The organism is Nocardia sp. NPDC046763, assembly GCF_040645495.1.
Taxonomy (GTDB): Bacteria; Actinomycetota; Actinomycetes; order Mycobacteriales; family Mycobacteriaceae; genus Nocardia.
On record NZ_JBEYYI010000017.1, the window covers coordinates 166,172 to 187,572 of the forward strand.

Sequence of the window (21,401 nt, forward strand, 5' to 3'; positions counted from 1 at the left end):
AATGGCACGTGAGATCGCGGCGGATCGGACCGCCACCGTCTTCCCACTCTCCCCGGCTCAGCTGGGGATGTTCTATGCGCAGCAACTGGATCCGGCGGTGCCGCTGTCGGAGGCCCAGTACATCGAGATGCACGGACCGCTGGAACTCGCGGTGCTGCGGCTCGTGGGGGCACAGGCAGCGCGTGAATTCGGTTCCGGTGTCCTGCGATTCGTCGAGATCGAGGATCGGCCGTATCAGGTGGTCGATACCGAGTTGGACGCGACGGTCGGCTTCCTGGACTTCCAGGACCGGCCGGACCCTGTTGCGGACGCGCTGGAGTGGATGCGCGCGGATGTGGCCGCGCCGATCGAGCTGTTCGGTGCAGAGACCAGGATCTCCACCGTGATCCGGGTCGGTGAGTCCCATCACCTGTGGTACACCAGAGCACACCACCTCCTCATCGATGGATTCGGCTCGATGACCATGCTGTATCGGGTCGCCGAGCTGTACAACGCCGCGGTGCGCGGGCAAACGGCGCCTCCCGGCACCGCGGCCTCGCTGCTGGACGTGCACGAGTCGGAGACGGCGTACCGGGAATCGAGCCGGTACGCCACCGACCAGCGCTACTGGCGCGAGGTCACCGCGGGCATGCCCGACCGGTGCAGCCTGGTCGGGGCCACCGCGCCCGCGAGTGCGCTGGCCCGTGAGGCGCGCGCCCAGCTGGGGGATCGGACGGCCGCGCGGCTGGCGAGCGCAGCCCGCCGTTTCGACACCAGTTCGGCGGGCGTGGTGATGGCCGCGGTCGCGCTGTACTACGCCCGGCTCACGGCCACCGAGGACGTGGTCCTGAGCCTGCCCGTGTCCGGCCGCACCACCGCGGTGCTGCGGCGTTCCGGCGGCATGATCGCCAATGTGGTGCCGCTGCGGGTGCCGGTGCCGCGCGCGGGACGGGTGGGGGAGGTCCTGGATGCCGTGCGGGTGGCGGCGTCGGGGGCCTTGCGGCATCAGCGTTTCCGCCACGAGGACATGCGGGACGAGGGCGATCGGGACGAGTTCGGGCGCGGCATGACCGGGCCGGTCATCAACATCATGATGTTCCCGGCCGGGATCGATTTCGAGGGCGTGGAGTCGAGCCTGCACGTGGTCACCTCGGGCCCGATCGAGGACCTGTTCGTCAACTTCTACCAGCACGGTGCGGGCGCGCCGATCCATGTCGACTTCGCCGCGAATCCGCGCCTGTACGACGAGGATTCGCTGAGCAGGCATCACCGGCGATTCCTCGCCGTGCTGGATTCGCTGCTGGAGGCGGAGGTCGGAACACCTGTCGCTGCACTGGATTACACGGTGGCCGACGAGCAGCCGGTGCTGGCGGGTGCACAAGGGCCGGCGGCGCCGCAGCCGAAGCTGCTGCCGGAGATCCTGGCGGACGGCCTGCGCCGCGCCGGACCCGAGACGGTGGCCGTCATGGGCCGCGACCGGCGGCTGACCTACGGCGAGCTGGACGCGCTGTCGAATCGGCTGGCGCGCCGGATCGCGCGGGCCGGCGCTGCCGAATCTGGGGCGGGCATGCCGGAGACCGCGGCCGTCGGACCGGAATCGACCGTGCTGCTGGCACTTCCCCGTTCGGTCGAGGCGATGGTCGCGTTGTGGGCGGTGGCCAAGACCGGCGCGGCGTTCGTGCCGCTGGGTACCGCGCTGCCCGCCGACCGCATGGCGCGCATTGCCGCCGAGGCGGGCGCGACGATCGGCCTGACCCTCGCGGAATCGACTGCCACGCTGCCGGATTCGGTCCACTGGATCGCCCTCGACAACCTGCTGGACGAGGACGTGGCGCCGTCCGATCCGCCGCTCACCGCCGAGGAGGTGCGAGGGCGGCCGCGGGTCGGCAATCCGGCGTACGTGGTGTTCACCTCCGGATCGACCGGGGTGCCCAAGGGCGTGGCGGTGACCCATGCCGGATTGGCCGGGCTGGCCGCGGCGATCGTGGCGGCGTACCGGGTCGAGCCCGGTGCGCGGGTCCTGCAGTGCCTGAACCCGAGTTTCGATGCGTCGGTGCTGGAATGGCTGATGGCGTTCGCGTCGGGCACGACCCTGGCGGTGGCCGAATCGGATCCGGTGGTGGGCGTCGAATTGGCCGGGCTGGTCCGGGATTTCGGCATCACCCAGGTGTGTTCGACACCCGCGGTGCTGTCCACGCTGGAGCCGGATGCGCTCGACGGGGTGCGCGCGGTGTCGTCGGGCGGGGAGCCGACGCCGCCGGATATCGTGGCGCGCTTCGGGATCGGGCGGGACCTGCTGAATTCGTACGGTCCCAGCGAAACCACGGTGGCCGTCACCTATACCCGGGGGCTGGTGCCGGGCGTGAATGCCGGGCTCGGCGACCTCATTCCGGGTGCCGGGATGCTGGTACTGGATCGCTGGCTGCGGCCGGTGCCGATCGGGGTGGCCGGGGAGCTGTACGTGACCGGGCCGGGGGTGGCACGCGGGTACGTCGGCCGTCCCGGGCTGACCGCCGAGAGTTTCGTGCCCGCCCCGTCGGGTCCGGCCGGGGCCCGCATGTACCGCACCGGAGATCTGGTGCGCTGGACCGAGAGCGGCGTGCTCGAGTATGTGGGCCGCGGCGACTTCCAGGTGAAGCTGCGCGGTATGCGGATCGAGCTGGGTGAGATCGACGCCGTGCTCAACGCGCACTCGTCGGTGGAGATCGCGGTCACGGTGGCGCGGCCCGGTCCCGGTGGCGGCACCGTACTGGCCGCGTATGTGGTTCCGCACGCCGGTCAGGTGATCACCGAGCCCGAGCTGCTGGATCACGCCGCCCACCGCCTGCCGCCGTATATGGTCCCGGCGACCGTCACCGTGCTGGGCGCGTTGCCGCTCACCGCCAATGGCAAGGTGGATCGCCGCGCGCTGCCGGAACCCGTGGTGGCGCAACCGATGTCCGGTCGCGCGCCCGCCACCGCCACCGAACGCCTGCTCTGCAGCCTGTTCGCGGAGATTCTCGGGACCGAGGCCGGTCCGGACACCTCGTTCTTCGCCCTGGGCGGCGATTCGATCATGGCGATCACGCTGGTGTCGCGCGCTCGCGCCGCGGGCCTGGTCTTCTCCGCCCGTGAGGTTTTCGAGCACCGCACCCCGGCCGCCCTGGCGGCCGTGGTCACCCGGCTGGAGGACCGCCCGCAGCGGCTGCCCGAATTGCCGGGCGGTGGTGTCGGCCGCCTGCCGCTCACGCCGATCGCGGCCTGGCTGCTCGGTCGTCCCGGCTGGCGGCACTTCGCCCAGTCGATGGTGGTCCAGGTTCCGGCCGGGGTCGAACTCCCGGTGCTGCTGCGCGCCGTCCAGGCGCTGCTCGACCGCCACGATCTGCTCCGCGCCCGCCTGGTCGACACCGACGACGGGCTCCGCTTGGACGTTCCGCCGGCCGATGACATCGAGGCGGCGGCGCTGCTGACACACGACGACTGCGCGGCGGCCGACGTGTCCGGGGCGGCGATCGACCGAGCGCTGACATCGGCCGCCGGTCGGTTGGATCCGCGGGCGGGTGTGATGATCGCACTGAACTGGCTGGACGCCGGTCCGGCGCGGCCGGGCCGGTTGGCGATCGCGGTGCACCACCTGGCCTGTGACGCGGTCTCGTGGCGAATCCTGCTGCCCGACTTGATGTCCGCCTGGACGCAGGCCGCGGCGGGGACGAAACCCGAGCTGCGGGAGACCGGGACCTCGGTGCGCACCTGGGCGTATGCGCTGGAGGCGCTGGCGTCACCGGGCATCCCGAGCGCGCCGGCCGATGACTCGGAGGCCGTCGAATTGCCCTGGCCTGCCGGTGAACTCGGGTACTGGCGTGACGTGCTGGCCCCGGACGCCCTGATCGGGCGGCGCAGGCTGGACCTGGCGGTGGACACCCATCGGACCGCCCGGCGGATCGATATCGAGGTGCCGGGCGAGGTGTCGGCGGCGCTGATCGCCCGGCTCGCGGGCGCCTACCGCTGCGGCGTCGAGGACGCGCTGCTGGCGGCCCTCGCGCTGGCGCTGGCGCGCTGGCGGGACGGGCAGGATGCGGTCGCCGCCGGCACCGTGGTCACGGTCGAGCGGCACGGCCGCGACGAGGCCGCCGTACCCGGGGCGGACCTGTCGCGGACGGTCGGCTGGTTCACCACGCAGGTGCCGGTGCGGCTGGGACCAGTTGCAGTGGAAGGAGATTCGGGCGCGGCCAGCGCGGACAGCGCGTTGAAGACGGTCAAGGAACAGCTGCGGGCCGTGCCGCGCGGCGGCTTCGGCTACGGGCTGCTGCGCTACCTGAACACCCGGACGGCCCGGGAGCTCGCGGCACTGCCGGATCCGCAGATCGGATTCAATTATCTCGGGCAGATTCCCGAGCTCGCCGTGGGCGATTGGCTGCCGGTCGCGATGGGGGATCGGCTGGGCGGGCTCGCGGATCCGGATATGCCACTGGCGGCGGTCATCTCGGTGGACGCGGTCACGCTGGAGTCGGAGAGCGGGCCGCGGATCCGGGCGGTGTGGCAGTTCGCCGGCCACGCCGTCGCGGCGGGGGACGTGGAAGCGCTGGCGCGGGAATGGCTTTCGGCCGTCGGTGAGATCGCCGAGCTGGTGCGGCGACCCGACGCCGGTGGCCTCACCCCCGCCGATCTGCCGCTGCTGACCGTCGCGCAGCCGGAGATCGAATCGTGGGAGCGGGCTTTCGGCCGTCTCGCCGATGCCTGGCCGCTGACGCCGCTGCAGCGCGGTCTGCTGTTCCAGGCGCAACTGGCCGCGGGCGGCCCGGACGGCTACTCCGTGCAGGCGATCATCGATGTCGAGGCCGACCTCGACCGCGACCGGCTGACGGCCGCCGCCGAGGCGCTGGTCCGCCGCCACGATGTGCTGCGCGCCGGCTTCCTGGTCTCGGATACCGGTGCAGTGCAGGTTATTCCGGCCGAGGTCGCGGTGCCGTGCGCCTATCGGGAGGCGGTCGGCGCCACGCCGGAGGAGCTCGACGAGATCGCAGCGGCCGAACTGCGGGAACCGTTCTCGGTCGACCATCCGCCCCTGATCCGATTCCTGTGCATCGCGGCGGGGGAGCGGCGCTTCCGGCTGGTCATCACCAACCACCACCTGATCCTCGACGGCTGGTCCATGCCGATGCTGTTCGCGGAACTCATCGCCTTCTACGAAACCTCCGGCGACGACACCGGATTCGCGACGCCGGCCCCCTTCCGCACGCACCTCGAGTGGCTGGCCACCCGCGACAACAACCGGGCCCGGGAGGCCTGGGCGCAGTCCCTGTCCGGCCTCGACGGCCCGACCCTGATCGCCCCGACCGCACCGCGCGCCGACGCCGCGACCGCCCCGGTCGCCCACGAGGTGCCCCTGCCCGACGGTCTGCCGGACGCCCTGCGCCGCACGGCCGCGGCCTGCCAGGTCACTGTGAACACCCTCGTGCAGGTGGCCTGGGCGCTGCTGCTGGCCGAGCAGACCGGCGGCTCCGACATCGTCTTCGGCGCCACGGTGTCCGGCCGCCCGCCGGAACTGTCCGGCGCGGAGCGCATGGTCGGCATGCTGGTCAACACCGTCCCGGTCCGCATCGCCCTGGACCCGGCCGAATCGATCGCCGACCTGCTCACCCGCGTCCAGCGCGAGCAGGCCGCCCTGGCCGACCACCAGCACCTGGGCCTCGACGAGATCCAGGCCGCCACCGGCCTGGGCCCGCTCTTCGACACCGCCACCGTCTTCGAGTCCTACCCGGTGGACGCCGCGACCCTCACCGCCGCCACCCGCCAGGCCGACCTCACCGTCACGTCCCTGCGCGCCCAGGACGGCACCCACTACCCCCTCTCGCTGGCCGCCTACGCCGACAACGGCCTCCGCCTCGAACTGACCCGCTCCCCACACTATTTCGACGCCGATCAGGCCGATGCGCTGGCAGCATCGCTGTCCCGCCTGCTGGCCGACCTCACCGGCGACTCGCGCCGCCGCGCCGCCGGGCTGCGCGGCACTGACCCCGACGTTCTGGTCTCGATCCGACCCGGAGCCGAGTCCCGCGAGGTACAGCTCCTCCCGGATCTCCTGTCCGCCAACGGATACCCGGACACACCGGCGATCGTCGGCGCCGCATCGCCGGCCGACAGTGCGCGCAGCACTGCCGAGCTGACCTACGCCGAGCTGGCCGCCGCGTCGAATCGGTTGGCCCGGAGGCTGATCGAAGACGGCGCCGGGCCCGAGCGGGTGGTGCTGGTGGCCCTGCCGCGATCGGTGATGTCGATGGTCGCGGTGTGGGCCGTTGCGAAGACCGGGGCGGCGTTCGTGCCGGTGGATGTCACGCAACCGGCGGCGCGGACGAGCGCCATCGCCTCGGAATGCGGTGCGGTGCTGGGAATCACCTCGGATCAGGTGACGGATCTGCCCGGCGAGGTGGAATGGTTGCGGCTGGACAGCGATACGCCGGCCGCCGAGTGCGCGGCACTGTCCGCCGAGCCGGTCACCGATACCGACCGGCTCGCGCCCCTGCGCCCGGAGCATGCCGCCTATGTAGTGTTCACCTCGGGGTCCACGGGCACGCCGAAAGGTGTCGTGGTCTCGCACACCGGGCTGGCCAATATGGCGGCGGCCATGGCGGAACGCGGTGGCATCGATCGCGATTCGCGCGTGATGCACTGCCTCAACCCGGCTTTCGACGCGGCCATGCTCGTGTGGATGTCCGCGTTCGCCGCCGGAGCGACGCTGGTCGTCGCACCGCCGGAGGCGAGTGCGGGTGCGGAGCTGGCGGTCGCCATCCGCGCGGGCGCTGCCACCCACCTGACCTGTACGCCGAGCGTGCTCGCGACCCTCGATGCCGCAGACCTGCACGGAGTGCGGACGGTCGTCATGGGTGGCGAACCCTGCCCGCCCGCGCTGGTGACACGTCTGGGCCAGGGTCGCGCGTTCGTGAATTCCTATGGCCCGGCGGAGACCACGATCGCCGCGAGCTTCGGCGACCCGATGACGGCCGGCACCTCGACCCTGCTGGGCCACCCCGTGCCGGGAGCGTCTCTGCTCGTGCTGGACGCCTGGCTGCGCCCGGTACCGCTGGGCGCGGTCGGCGAACTGTATGTGCGCGGTTCGGGGCTGGCGCGTGGCTATGCCGGTCGCGCAGCGCTTTCCGCGAGCCGGTTCGTCGCCGACCCGTTCACCGCCGGGCAGCGCATGTACCGCACCGGCGACCTGATGCGCTGCACCGCGGACGGTTTCGAGTACGCCGGTCGCAGCGACTTCCAGGTGAAGATCCGCGGCATCCGGGTGGAGCCGGGCGAGGTCGACGCCGTCCTGCTGACGCATCCGGGCATCGAGGCCGCGGTGACCGTCGCCCGGCGCAATTCCGCCGGTGCGATGACGCTGTGCTCGTATGTCGCACTGTCGGATCCGGCGTCGGTGCCGGAACTGCTGGCCTGGGCCTCCGGCCGGCTGCCGCGCTACCTGATGCCCGCCGGCCTGCAGGTGCTGCCGGAGCTGCCGCTGACGGCGAGCGGCAAGGTGGACCTGCGCGCCCTGCCCGAACCCCGACTGGTACAGGCCGAATACGTCGTCCCGGCCGGTGCCGAGGTGGCCATCGCCGAGACCTATGCCGAGGTACTGGGGCTGGATCGCGTCGGTGCTCGCGACGACTTCTTCGCGCTCGGCGGCGATTCGCTCATCGCGACTCGCGTCGCCGCCCGTCTCACCGCCCACCTGGGCCGTGCCGTTCCGGTCCGCTCGCTCTTCGAGGCCCCGGTGGTCGCCGACCTGGCCGTGCGGCTGTCTGCCGCCGAGATCGACACCGCCGCACCCGCTCTCACCCGGACCGAGCGCACCGACCTGGTCCCGCTCTCCCCGGCCCAGCAGCGCATGTGGTTCGTCAACCGCTACGACCCCGCCTCCCCGGCCTACAACGTTCCGGTGGCGCTGCGTCTTTCGGGCCACCTGGACCAGGACGCCCTGCGCGCCGCGCTGCGGGATGTACTGGACCGCCACGAGACGCTGCGCACGGTCTACCCCGATATCGACGGCGTCGGCATGCAGCGGGTGCTCCCCGCCGAGGACGTCCCGCTCGACCTCGAACCGGTGCCGGTGTCCCTCGCCCGGCTACCCGAGGTCGTCGCGGACACCATCGGCCGTGGGTTCGATGTCACCGCGGCGGTCCCGCTCCGGGTCCAGGTGTTCATTGTCGGCGATCACGAAATGAGCTCGGCCGCAGCCGGTTACGGTCCGCGCGCCATGACGGACGGCCAGTTCGAAGAACACGTGGTCGTGCTGGTCGCGCATCACATCGCGACGGACGGCTTCTCGATGGCCCCGCTGACCCGCGATGTGGCCGCCGCCTATGCGGTGCGAGCCGCTGGGCAGGCGCCGGCGTGGGAGCCGCTGCCCGTCCAGTACGCGGATTACACGCTGTGGCAGCGGGATCGGCTCGGCTTCGAGGCGGACACGGACTCGCTGGCGGCCCGGCAGCTCGAATACTGGTCGGACACCCTCGCCGGGGTGCCGGATCATCTGGAGCTGCCGACGGATCGGCCGCGTCCGGCCCGCGCCTCGCATCGGGCGGCCGAATGCACCGCCCGCGTGGACCGGGACCTGACCGCCGCGATCGACCGCTGCGCCCGCGCGCATCGGGCGACCCCGTTCATGGTGGTGCACGCCGCACTGGCCGTGCTGCTGTCCCGCCTCAGCGGCACCGCGGACGTGGTGGTCGGCACCCCGGTCGCGGGGCGCGGCGTGCGCGAACTCGACGACCTGGTCGGCATGTTCGTGAACACGCTGGTGCTGCGCACCGGTGTCTGCCCGGAGGAGGGTTTCGCCGCGCTTCTCGATCGGGTGCAGGACACCGATCTCGCCGCCTTCGAACACGCGGACGTGCCGTTCGAGCGGCTCGTGGAGGTGCTGGCCCCGGCCCGGTCGGACTCCCGGCACCCGCTCGTCCAGGTCATGCTGGTGTTCCAGAACCTGGCCATGCCGGAGCTCCAGCTGCCCGGGCTGACCGTGTCCCCGCTCGAATTGCCGCAGACCAATAGCCGTTTCGACCTGAGCCTCACGGTCATCGGCGACACCGACGGCATGGAACTGCGCTGCTGCTACGCCACCGACCTCTTCGATGCGTCGACCATGGCGGACTTCACCGGCCGACTGGTGCGGGTGCTGGCCGAGATCACGGCCGAACCCGCCCGCCCGGTCGGCGATCTTCCCCTGCTCACCGCCGCAGAGTACGAGCGGCTGCACGCGGTCGCGGAACCTGTCGCGTCCCCCCGCATGCTGGCCGACCTCATGGCCGACGCGGTCGCGGCGAACCCGGACGGCCTCGCCGTCGTCTGCGGGGACCGCCGGCTCACCTACCGTGAGCTCGACGCACGGGCCGAGCAGCTGGCGCGGCGGCTGACCGCGGCCGGCACCGGACCGGAAACACTGGTGGCCGTGGGCATTCCGCGGTCCATCGAATCGGTGCTGGCGATCTGGGCCGTCGCGCGGACCGGGGCGGCCTTCGTTCCGGTGGATCCGGCCTATCCGCCGGATCGGATCGCCCGGATCATCGACGTTTCGGGGGTATGTCTCGGTCTCACCGTGCGCTCGCAGCGGGACCGACTTCCGGGCACGGTGGAATGGTGGTGCCTGGACGACCGTGACACGGAGGAGTATCCGGTCGCGGTTCATGAAATCAGCAGGAACGCAGCCTATCCGGCGTACGTCATCTTCACCTCGGGATCGACGGGCGCACCCAAGGGGGTTGTGGTCTCCCACGCTGGTCTGGCGAATCTCGCTGCCGCGCAGCGGGACCGGGATGCACTCACCTCGGAATCCCGGGTCCTGCACGTCGCGTCACCGAGTTTCGACGCCTCCGTCGTGGAACTGCTGATGGCGGTGGGCGCGGCCGCCACCCTGGTGATCGCGCCCCCCACCGTCTTCGCCGGACCCGAGCTCGGTGAACTCCTCGCACGCGAACGGGTTTCGCACATCGCGCTCACGCCCTCGGCGCTGTCGACCGTGGATCCGTCCGGCCTGGACGATCTGCGCCTGATCGTCACCGGCGGCGAACCCTGCCCGCCGGAACTGGTCGACGCGTGGGCGGCCAAGGGCCGCAACCACTTCAACGACTACGGGCCTACCGAGGCCACGGTGACCGCCACCGGCGCGCCCGTGCATCCCGGTGCGCCGATCACCATCGGCCGGGCCGCGCCCGGCATGCGGACCCTCGTCCTCGACGACCGGTTGCGCCCGGTCCCGGACGGCGTGGTCGGCGAACTGTACCTCGCGGGAATCGGGTTGGCGCGCGGCTATCTCGGCCGCTACGACCTGACCGCCGCTCGGTTCGTGGCCGACCCGCACGGCCCGGCCGGCCGGCGCATGTACCGCACCGGCGACCTGGTACGACGTCGCGACGGGAACCTGGAATACCTGGGCCGCACCGACACCCAGGTCAAACTGCGCGGCCTGCGCATCGAGCTGGGTGATGTCGAGGCGGCGCTGACCGCGGAGCCCACGGTCGCGCGCGCGGTCGCGGTGGTCCGCGACGACGGGCGCGGCGGCATGCTCGCCGCCTACCTGGTCGCCGCGGACGGCACGGAACCCGATCCCGTGGCTCTGAAGAAGGCGGCCGCGCAACGACTCCCGTCCTACATGGTGCCGTCCGCCATCACGGTGCTGCCCGACCTGCCGCGCACCGCCAACGGCAAACTGGACCTCGATGCTCTGCCCGCACCGCAGCTGGTGGCCGGGGAGCAGCGACCGCCGGAGGGGCCCGTCGAGACGGCGGTGGCGGCGGCCTTCGCCGAGGTCCTCGGCGTCGACCAGGTCTGGCGTGACGACGATTTCTTCGCCCTCGGCGGCAATTCGCTCATCGCCACCCGGGTGGTGGCGCGGCTCGGCGCGGCACTCGACACGGCCATCCCGGTACGCGCCCTGTTCGACGCCCCGACGGTGGCCGAGCTGGCGGCGCTCGTCGCCTCCGGTGGCGCATCGGATCGTCCGCGCCCGGGACCGCGTCCGCGTCCGGAGCGCGTCCCGTTGTCGGCGGCGCAGCAGCGCATGTGGTTCCTCAACCGCTACGACCCCGCCTCGCCGCTCTACAACATCCCGGGGGCCTTCGAAATCACTGGTGCACTGGATATTTCGGTGCTGCACGAGGCGCTCGACGATGTCGTCGCCCGGCACGAGACACTGCGCACCATCTATCCGGTGGGGCCGGACGGCCATCCGTACCAGCAGATCCTGCCCGCGACGGCGGGTTTGCTGCCGATCACCGAACTCGAGGTGGCGGAGGCGGATATCGCGGCGGCCCTGATCGTCCAGCTGTCCCGCGGCTTCGACATCACCCGCGAGACGCCGCTGCGGGTCTGCATGCTCCGCGTCGCGCCGGACCGCACGGTGCTGGCCATGGCCGTGCACCACATCGCGGCCGACGGCTGGTCCATGGCCCCGCTGGCCCGGGATGTCATGTACGCCTTCGTCGCTCGCTCGAGCGGGGTGGCGCCCGAGTGGACTCCGCTCCCGCTGCAATACGCCGACTACGCGCTGTGGCAGCACGAACTGCTCGGCTCCGACCGCGATCCCGGCAGCCTGGCCAGCCGTCAGCTCGAGTTCTGGCGCACCACCCTGGCCGGGGTGCCCGAGGTTCACGCGTTGCCCACCGACCGCCCGCGCCCGGAGGTTCCGTCCGGATCCGGCGACCGCATCGAATTCACCGTTCCCGCAACGGTTCACGACCGCATCCAGGTACTTGCCCGCAGCCACGGTGCCAGCCCGTTCATGGTGGTGCATACCGCACTGGCCGTCCTGCTGGCGCGGCTGTCCGGCCGGACCGATATCGCCATCGGCTCGGTGGTCGCGGGCCGTGGCGACGGCGAATTCGACGACCTGGTCGGCATGTTCGTCAATACCGTGGTCCTGTGCTCGCAGCTCGATCCCGCCGCCGGCTTCGCCGACACCCTCGACGCCGTGCGGCAGGCCGACCTGGCCGTCTACGGCAATATGGACCTGCCGTTCGAGCGGCTGGTGGAGGCGCTGGCCCCCGCCCGCTCCACGGCGCACCACCCGCTGTTCCAGGTGCTGCTCGCCTTCCAGAACCTGCAGACCGAGGCAACCACGCTGCCCGGCTTGGAGATTCGGCCCATGGAGGCGCCCGCACCCGGATCGAAGTTCGATCTGGAATGGATGCTGGCCGAACAGTTCGGGGCGGCGGGGGAACCGGCGGGCATCACCGCCTCCCTCACCTTCACCACCGACCTGTTCGATCGCGGTACCGCCGCCACCATGGTCGACGGCTTCCTCGCGCTCCTGGACGCGGCGACCGCTTCCCCGATGAAGGCGATCGGCACGCTCGCCGTGACGCCTGCCGAGGGGACCCCGCTGCCCGCGCTCATCGTGCATCCCCAGGACGACGCCGCCGTGGTGAATCCGCGGCCCGCCCCCGCCCGCCGGGCCTACCGCGCCCCGCGGACCGACGCCGAACGCACCCTCGTCGACGCCTTCGAGACTGTGCTGGAATCCCCGCGAATCGGCGTGGACGACAACTTCTTCGACATCGGCGGCAACTCCATGGGAGCGGTCCGCCTCGTCACCCTGGTGCGCGAGCACACCGGTATCCCCATGCCCCTGCAGTGGATGTTCCTCGACCCGACGCCGGCCGCGCTGGCGGAGCGCCTGGTCGAGGCCGCCGACCAGCCGGGGGTGGAGGCGTCTATGCGGGTGCTGCTGCCGATGCGCCCGCAGGGCGACGCGCCGGCCCTGTTCTGCGTGCACCCGGCCATCGGACTGGCCTGGTGCTACGGCGGATTGGTGCAGTACATCGATGGTGACCGCCCCATCTACGGCATCCAGTCGCCGGGCGTCACCGACGGCGGCACCGCCGACCGCACCGTGCGCGAGCTGGCCGTCCGGTACGTCGAGGAAATCCTCCACGTCCAGCCCGAGGGCCCGTACCACCTGCTCGGGTACTCGGCGGGCGGGCCGCTCGCGCACGCCATGGCCGTCGAATTGCGCCGCCGCGGTGCGGAGGTGCCGTCGCTGGTCATGATCGACTCGCGCGCCGACGTCGCGGTGCCCGACGACAGCGCCCTGCCGCCGCTCTCGATGCTGCTGGCCGAATTCGGCGGCATCGACATCCCGCCGGAGCTCGAGCACCTCACGCCCGCCCAGGCGGCGGATCTGCTGGCGGCGTCCGGAATCACCTTCACCGCAACCGAACTGGAGAACTTCTACAGCGATCTGCAACACCTGCTGCGCCAGATCGCGGCCCACGAGCACGAGGTATTCGACGGCGACCTGCTCTTCTTCACCGCCGCCCACAACCCGGACCCCAATCCGAACGTGACCACCTGGCAGCCCTATATCGGCGGCAGCATCCAGGATCGGCCGCTCCCGTACAGCCACAACGAGATGATCACCGCCCAGGCGCTGACCGTCATCGGACCCCTCGTGGACGCCTACCTGCGGCGGTGATGCCGCGCAAAGCGCGCGATCCCGCGCCGCCGCTGGGGAAGAATGGCACTGGAAACCCGATTGGTTACGGAAGGTTCGGGCGAGTGTCGGTGAACGGGAAACGGCGACTGCTGGGGGCGGCGGCGGTGGGGCTGGGTGCGCTCGGCGCGGGCGAGCTGCTGGCCGCGGCCAGGGGCGGGTCCGTGCTCGACGGAATCGGGCGGCTGGCCGCCGACTACGCGCCCGTGCCGGTGGTCGAGACCATGGTGGCGCAGGCCGGGGAGCACGACAAGGAGCTGACCCGGCTCGGGGTGGCCCTCGGCGGCGTCGCCGCGGCCGCCGGGATGGCTCTGCTGCCGGCGTGGCTGCGGACCCCCGCCGCGATGGCCTTCGGCGCGGGAACGGCGGCCGCGGCACTGCGCAGCGTCAACCGGTCGGTGCCCGGCGTGGCCGGTGGCATGGCCGCGGCGGCGCTGCTGCGCGCGGGACTGCGCCGCTCCACCGGGACCCGTCACGAATTGCTGTGGGCGACAGCGGGAACCGCCATGCTCGCGGCCGCCGAGGTGCTGGTGCGCCGCGAGGATCTGCGGCACCGCGAGGTGGCACGGCGGTCCGGGTCGTGGGGCGCGCACGCACCCGTCCCCGAGGACGGCCTCGGGGTGGAACCGGGACTGTCGCCCCTGATCACGCCTGCGAGCAAATTCTATGTGGCGGACGTGAATTCGCGGCCACCGCGCATCGACCCCGCCCAGTGGCGGCTGGCCATCGGCGGCCGGGTGGCCCATCACCTGCGGTTGTCGCTGGCCGAACTGGCCGAGCAGGCCGTGGAATTCGACGCCGTCATGGTGTGCGTGCACAATACGGTCGGCTCGGGCCGCTGCGGCAATGCCCGCTGGTTCGGTGTCCCGCTGACCGCGCTGCTCGACCACGCCGTCCCGGAAGCCGGGGCGACCCGGCTGGTCACCCGCGCCGCCGACGGCTACACCATCTCGCTGCCACTGGAACCGTTGCGCACCGGCGAATGGTCCGGCTACCTGGTCATCGGCATGAACGGCGAACCGCTGCCGCCCGAACACGGCTTCCCCGCACGGGTTTTCGTACCCGGCATCTACGGGCAGTACTCCGGCGCGAAGTGGATCACCGAGCTCGAACTGGCCGACGACACCCATGTCGACTACTGGTGCAAGCGCGGCTGGCCGGTCGAACCGCTGTGGGTGCGCCCGCAGGCCCGCATCGATGTGGCCACCTGCGGCGGCACGAATTCCGGCAAGTTCACGGTCGCGGGCGTGGCCTGGGCCCCGCCCCACGGGGTCGCGGGTGTCGAAATCCGCATCGACGAAACGGAATGGCTCCCGGTCGAACTCGGCTCCGAACTGGCGCCGGCCGCCTGGCGGCGCTGGCGCACCCTCGTCGATCTCCCGCCGGGCGTCCACACCCTCCAGGCCCGCGTGACCAGCCGCTCCGGCGAGGTCCAGAACTCTGCCGAACGTCCGCCCTTCCCGCTCGGCCCGGGCGGCCTGCACACGGTCACGGTCACCGCCTAGTCCGCCGCGGGCACCGGCCATGACATCTGTCATGCCCGAGTAGTGACGGACGACGGAGGTGCCGCGGACCCCGGCGGCCGACAGTGGAGCTATGAACGCTACTGCTGATGGCCTTGCGGTCCAGCGACCCGGGCACGGGTCGGCTCCGGCCATCGAGATACGGGGTCTGGTCAAGACTTTCGCCGCGCCCGGTGGGACGGTGCGTGCCGTGGACGGACTGGATCTCACGGTGCGGCCGGGGGAGATCGTCGCCTTCCTCGGGCCCAATGGGGCCGGGAAGACGACGACCATCGATATGCTGCTCGGCCTTGCCCGGCCGGACGCGGGAGAGGTGCGGGTCTTCGGCGCGACACCCGCGGAAGCCATTGCCGGGGGCCGGGTTTCGGCGGTCATGCAGTCCGGCGGGCTGCTGCCGGACCTGACCGTGGGCGAGACCGTGCGCCTGATCAGCACCCTGCACGCGAGCCCGCGCCCGGTCAGGGAGGTGCTGGTGCGGGCCGGGATCGACGACATCGCCGACCGGCCCGTCGGCAAATGCTCCGGCGGCCAGCAGCAGCGGCTGCGCTTCGCGCTGGCCCTGCTGCCCGATCCCGACCTCGTCGTGCTCGACGAACCCACCACCGGCATGGATGTCGAAGGGCGGCGCGACTTCTGGCACGCCATCCGCGACGACGCCCGCCTCGGCCGCACCGTCCTGTTCGCCACCCACTACCTCGACGAGGCCGACGCCTACGCCGACCGCATCGTGCTGGTGCGGGCCGGGCGGGTGGTGGCCGACGGCAGCGCCGCCCGGATCAAGAACCTGGCCGCGGGCCGCACCGTCAGCGCCACCCTGCCCGCCGCCGATCCGGCGCGGCTCCTCGCCCTGCCCGGCGTCGACGAGGTGGAGCAGCGGGGCAGCCGGATCATCGTGCGCGCCAAGGACTCCGACGTGGTGGCTCGCTATCTGCTGACCGCCACCGAGGCCGTAGATCTGGAGATCTCCGGACACAACCTGGAGGATGCGTTCCTCGCCCTGACCACGACGGGAGACCACCGGTGACCACCCTCGACACCCGGCCCGCACGACAGCTGGGCGGCTTCCGGCCCGCCTTCCTGAACCTGGAACTGCGGCGCACCCTGCGCGACAAGCGCACGGTCCTGTTCGCCCTGGTCATGCCGCCGCTGTTCTTCATCATCTTCGGCACCAGCGCCGGCTATCGCAGCGAGGGTTTCGGCACCGGCAATGCCACCGGCTACGTCATGGTCTCTATGGCCGTCTACGGCGCGTTGCTGGCGACCTCCACCGGCGCGGCCCGGGTGGCCGTCGAACGCGCGGCGGGCTGGAGCCGCCAGCTGCGGCTGACCCCGCTGCACCCGCTGGCCTACATCGCCACCAAGATCCTGGTGGCCATGGTGCTCGGATTACTGTCGGTGACAGTGGTTTTCGTGGCCGGAGCGATCTTCGGCGCACACCTGCCGGCGTCGGCGTGGGCGAGCTGCTTCCTGATCGCCTGGCTGGGCTCGCTGGTCTTCGCCGCCTTCGGCCTGTTCATGGGCTATCTGCTGCCCGCGGAGAACGTCATGCAGCTGCTCGGCGTTTCCCTGGCCCTGCTGTCCTTCGCCGGCGGCCTGTTCAACCCGCTGCACGGCTGGTTCGAGATCGTCTCGAAACTGGTGCCCACCAACGGAATAGCCGTCCTCGCCCGCGCCCCCTTCGCCCAGCCCAGCGCCGCGGGCATCGTCCTGGCCATTGTGAACGTCCTAACCTGGGCGGCCGTTTTCATCCTCGGCTCCGCCTACCTCTTCCGCCGTGACACCGCACGCTGAGCAATCCGGGGACGCCGGCCCGGCCGAGCGCACCGCCCGGCCGGTCCTGTTCGGTGTAGCGTCCGGCTCTGTGGACGCGGAGGAAGAGGGCATTCGGCGACGTCGGCGGTTCGGGGCGGTGTTCGCGGCGGTGTGGGCCGTGTATCTGATCGAGCCGTTGCGGCGGGGCTGGGAGCTGGACAACCCGATGGCCCGGGTGTACACGCTCGCGGTGATCGTGGCTTTCGGCGCCTGCTACATCTGGTCGTACTGGAGGCTGGTGCGGGGCAGCCGTCCGGTGAGCGGGGCGTGGCCGCCCGATCCCGAACTGCGGACGGTGCTGATTCCACTGGCCACGCAGGCGGTTCTGATCGCGGCGGCCGCGGTCACGCTGCATTCCGTGGTGCTGGGCATGAGCGTCTACATGGCCTCCTATATCGGCTTCAGCGCACCGGTCCGGTGGGCGATCCCGCTGGAGCTGGCGCTGATCGTGGCGTTCGGGGTGGCACCGCAACTGGCCACCGGGCAGCCGCCGGGCTACGGGCTCATCCAGTCGATCGCATTGGCGGGCTTCGCGGTCGGCGGGATTCGCGTGATCCTGGTGCGCAATTACCAGCTGTACCTGGCGCGCAAGCAGCTCACCGAGCTGGCCGTGGCGGAGGAACGACTGCGGGTCGGGCGCGACGTGCACGACATCCTCGGCCACTCGCTGACCGTCATCACGGTGAAAACCGAACTGGCGCAAAGATTCATCGATCTCGACCCGGACCGGGCGAGGACCGAGATGGCCGATGTGGAGCGGCTGGCCCGGGAGGCCCTGGCCGGAGTGCGCACCACCGTCGGCGGCCTGCGTGAGGTGTCGCTGGCGGGTGAGCTGGCCAATGCCCGCACCGCGCTTCGCGCCGCCGAAATCGAGGCCGAGCTACCGGATTCCGACGACCTGCCGATTCGTCACAGCGTGGTGTTCGGCTGGGTGCTGCGTGAATCCGTCACCAATGTGGTGCGGCACAGCGGCGCGGCCCACTGCCGGGTGCTGGTCACCCCCACCAGCATCGAGGTGTCCGACGACGGCGTCGGCATGAACGATTCGGCGCGCACCGGCTCCGGCCTGTCCGGCCTGCGCGAGCGGGTGCAGGCCACCGGCGGCATCCTCACCCTGGCCAACCGGCCGGAGGGCGGATTGCGGGTGCTGGCAAGCTTTCCGGCGACCATCAAGGACCCAGAATGATCAAACTGCTGCTCGCCGACGACCAGGCCCTGGTGCGCGGCGCGCTCGCCGCCCTGCTCAGCCTCGAGCCCGACCTCGAGGTGGTCGCCGAGGTGGGCCGGGGCGACGAGGTCCTCGCCGCGGTCGCGCGCACCGCCCCCGACGTGGCCCTGCTGGACGTGGAAATGCCCGGCCAGGACGGTATTTCGGCCGCGGCGCAGGTGCACGCGGCCCACCCCGAGGTCCGCATCCTCATGGTCACCACCTTCGGCCGCCCCGGCTACCTCCGCCGCGCCATCGACGCCGGCGCCTCGGGCTTCGTCGTCAAGGACACGCCCGCCCGGGAATTGGCCGATGCCGTGCGCCGAGTCCACATGGGCCTGCGCGTCGTCGACCCCGCCCTCGCCACCGAAACGCTCACCGCCGGAACCTCACCCCTGACCGCCCGCGAACGCGAGGTCCTCGCCGCCGCGGCCAACGGCGCAACCGCCGGCGCGATAGCCCAACAACTCCACCTGTCCGAAGGCACGGTCCGCAACCACCTGTCCTCCGCAATCGGCAAGACAGGCACCCGAACCCGAGCCGAAGCAGTACGAGCCGCCGAACGTCTCGGTTGGCTCTGACCTGTGCTCCTTGCGCGTTCGAATCGTCGTCCGGGCAGACCTCAGAACCTCCCGCCGCGGCTGATGCGGCGGGAGCCGTCGGAGCCGCCGAAGGAGCCGGGCCCGTAGCTGCTGCCCCCTCCTCCGAAACCTCCTCCGCCGCAGCGGTATTCGTTGCCCATGCCGCGGAGCATGCCGTCGATGAGAATGCCGCCGAGGATGGCGCCGGTTTGGGAGCCGGAGGTGACGCGGTGCTGCCGGGCCTGCCAGTCTCGGACGGCGGCCTGGGCGGTGTGGAGGGCACGGGCGCCGAGTTCGGCTGCGCGCTGGGCGGATTGCAGTGCGCGATCCGGATCGGTGGGTGCGAGCTGCTCGGCCTGTTCGAGGCTGCGCTGGGCCTCGGCGAGGCGGGTGCGGGGTTCGGCGTCCACGCCGCCGCGGCGGGTGCTGATGAAGTCGGCGGCGGCATTGACCTGGCTGCGGGCGGCCGTCAGGGTGTGGTCGAGGCGGCGGCGCAGGTCGTCGGCTGCCCGCTTGCGGTCGGTTGCGGACGCGATGGCCTGATCGAGGGCGGTGTCGGCGGAGATGGCCCGCCGGAAGACGCCGAGCGGGTTGGTGGCCGCGTCGGTGGTGGCCTGGTCCAGCGCGGTGCGGGCAGCCGCTGTGGCGCTGGGCAATTCGGTCCCGCCGTGTTCGGAGAGTCCGGCCGCGGTGGCGAGGTCACGGTGCAGTTCCTCGATGATCGCGGGCAATCCGGCGCGGGCCTGGTCGATATCGACGGCGGCGGTGTCGACCGCGTCGAGCAGCGTGCGCGCGGCGCCCACGGCGGATTCGGCGGTGCGGATGTCCGCGACCGCCGCGCCCTGCTGGCCGACGGGTTTGGCGACCGCGGCCCGGCCGTCCTCGATCGTCTGCTCCGCGAAGCCGATTCGCTCCTGCGCCATGCTCACATTGTCGCGGACGGGCGCGATCACCGAGGCCGGGTGATCGGCCACCAGCTGGGTGAGCATGGCCTGCGATTTCGGCAGCCGCGCGGTCAGCTCCACCATGGCCCGGGTCAGCGCGTCCAGCCGCTCCCCGGCATTGATGAGCAGATCGCGCATGGCGTCGAATTCGCCCACCTTGGCGTCGAGTTCCCGATTCGCGCTGCCGCAGCTGGTGATCAGCTCGACCAGCATGCGCTGCTGCTGGTCGGGTGTCTCGGGAATATCGTCATCGAGCTGCTGGCGGATCGAGAAGGCTTTGGCCAGCGCGTTCTTCGCGCCGGTGAGCGCGGCGGTGAACGGCGCGGTGGCGGTGGTCCCGAATTCGTCGGTGGCCAGCCGCAATTCCTCGGTGCTGGTGCGAATGGCGTTGTCGGTGTCGACGAGGGTTTCCTTGGACACCGCGTCCAGGACGACCAGGGGGAGGGCTTCCAGCGCCGCGGTATCGGTCGGATCGGTCTTGCGGGCCGAGTCCATCACCGAGCGCTCGCGCCGCATCTTTCGCCGCCGTGACCACAGCCACGCGCCCAGCACCGCCAGCGCCCCCACCAGCGCCAGGATCAGCAGCGTCCCGAGAACGACGCCACCGGACCCGCTCATGGCGTGCGACAGCCCGCTCGCCGTGGCCAGCCCGGCTCCGGCCCAATCCCCGTCCCGCAGCTTGGGTTCGACCTGGTCGATCAGCAGCTTGTCCAGGTCCTTGTCGCTGACCGACTTGGGCAGCGTTCCCGTGAAGGCGTAGGCCCGATCGTCGATGGCCACCGACAGCAACACGTCCCGATCTCCGAACCCGGACAGCCGCGCGGTCTGCTCGCCCCACGAATGTGAGTCCATCCCATTGAAATTGCGCACGTAGACGACCCACAGCCGCTCGTGGTCGCGCGAGTACAGCGAGTCGACGGCCTGCTGCAGTTCCGCGGTCTGCCCCCGATCGAGCGCGCCGGCATTGTCGGTCACGTAGCCGGGCAACCGAAGCGGCGCTTCGGCCGTGGCCGGTGCGGCCCACCGGCCGACGAGGGCCGAGGCCAGGAGCAAGCCGATCACGAGGAGGAACAGCTGCTTCGGTGGCCGCATGCTTCGAATCTAACTCTGGAACGCTGAGGGTCGGTTTCTTCTGCACACTGTGTCGACGGCCATGACTACGATCGGGGAGTGATCACGATCGATTCGCCCTACACAGGACACGTCTCGCCCGGCTCCAACCCGCAGCAGCGTGAGGTGCCGGGTGCGCGCATCGTGAAAATGTCGGTAGGCCGTATGGACAACAACACCTACCTGGTGCAGTGCGCCGCCACCGGCGCGACGCTGCTCATCGACGCCGCCAATGAGGCGGACCGGATTCTCGAGCTCATCGGCCAGGAGGCGCCGGGCCGGGTGGAGCTGATCGTCACCACGCATCAGCACCGGGACCACTGGATCGCGCTGCCGGATGTCGCGAAGGCGACCGAGACTTCCACCGCCGCCCACGCGCTGGACGCTGAGCCGCTGCCCGTCACCCCGGCCCGGCTGCTCGCGGAGGGCGACCGGATCCAGGTCGGTGACCTTGAGCTGGAAGCCATCCACCTGCGCGGGCACACGCCCGGCTCGGTCGCACTGGCCCTCACCGACGGCGCCGGCCGCACTCACCTCTTCACCGGCGATTCGCTGTTCCCGGGTGGTGTAGGCCGCACCCTCTCGCCGGAGCAGTTCACCTCGTTGCTCGGCGATGTCGAGACCAAACTCTTCGGCCGCTACCCCGACGACACCGCGGTGTACCCAGGCCACGGCGACGACACCACCCTCGGCGTGGAGCGCCCGCAGTTGCCCGAGTGGCGGCGACGCGGTTGGTGAAACTCCGGAACCGCCCGACCGAACCGGACCGGCTGATCCGGGACACGACCTCCG

The 21,401-nt window shown here is 71.4% G+C and carries 8 protein-coding genes; 7 read left to right on the plus strand and 1 reads right to left on the minus strand.

Annotation, left to right across the window (positions count from 1 at the left end; translation table 11 throughout):
- Window position 1 precedes the first annotated feature (1 nt).
- The 6 genes from ABZ909_RS26590 to ABZ909_RS26615 all read left to right on the plus strand — a co-directional run bounded on the left by ABZ909_RS26590 (window position 2) and on the right by ABZ909_RS26615 (window position 18,555).
- Complete coding sequence (locus ABZ909_RS26590) at window positions 2–13,414, plus strand: amino acid adenylation domain-containing protein (RefSeq protein WP_357004344.1); 13,413 nt, start codon at window positions 2–4, stop codon at window positions 13,412–13,414.
- 83 nt (window positions 13,415–13,497) lie between these two features.
- Window positions 13,498–14,937 carry a molybdopterin-dependent oxidoreductase gene (locus tag ABZ909_RS26595; RefSeq protein WP_357004347.1) on the plus strand — a complete coding sequence of 480 codons (1,440 nt, stop codon included), beginning with the start codon at window positions 13,498–13,500 and terminating at the stop codon, window positions 14,935–14,937.
- A 91-nt stretch (window positions 14,938–15,028) separates the two neighbouring features.
- Window positions 15,029–15,979, plus strand: coding sequence for an ABC transporter ATP-binding protein (locus tag ABZ909_RS26600; protein WP_357004350.1), 951 nt, complete (start codon window positions 15,029–15,031; stop codon window positions 15,977–15,979).
- Complete coding sequence (locus tag ABZ909_RS26605; protein WP_357004353.1) at window positions 15,976–16,746, plus strand: ABC transporter permease; 771 nt, start codon at window positions 15,976–15,978, stop codon at window positions 16,744–16,746. The genes ABZ909_RS26600 and ABZ909_RS26605 overlap by 4 nt, the downstream gene beginning before the upstream one ends.
- Window positions 16,730–17,953, plus strand: coding sequence for a sensor histidine kinase (locus ABZ909_RS26610; RefSeq protein WP_357004356.1), 1,224 nt, complete (start codon window positions 16,730–16,732; stop codon window positions 17,951–17,953). The genes ABZ909_RS26605 and ABZ909_RS26610 overlap by 17 nt, the downstream gene beginning before the upstream one ends.
- Window positions 17,950–18,555, plus strand: coding sequence for a response regulator transcription factor (locus ABZ909_RS26615; RefSeq protein ID WP_357004359.1), 606 nt, complete (start codon window positions 17,950–17,952; stop codon window positions 18,553–18,555). Before ABZ909_RS26610 ends, ABZ909_RS26615 begins: the two co-directional genes overlap by 4 nt.
- A gap of 41 nt (window positions 18,556–18,596) precedes the next feature.
- Here ABZ909_RS26615 and ABZ909_RS26620 read toward each other — a convergent pair whose 3' ends face one another.
- Complete coding sequence (locus ABZ909_RS26620; protein ID WP_357004362.1) at window positions 18,597–20,591, minus strand: TPM domain-containing protein; 1,995 nt, start codon at window positions 20,589–20,591, stop codon at window positions 18,597–18,599.
- A 78-nt stretch (window positions 20,592–20,669) separates the two neighbouring features.
- Here ABZ909_RS26620 and ABZ909_RS26625 point away from each other — a divergent pair, with 78 nt between their 5' ends.
- Entirely contained in the window at window positions 20,670–21,347 is a 678-nt protein-coding gene (locus tag ABZ909_RS26625) for an MBL fold metallo-hydrolase (RefSeq protein WP_357004365.1), read from the plus strand.
- The last annotated feature ends 54 nt before the right edge of the window (window positions 21,348–21,401 follow it).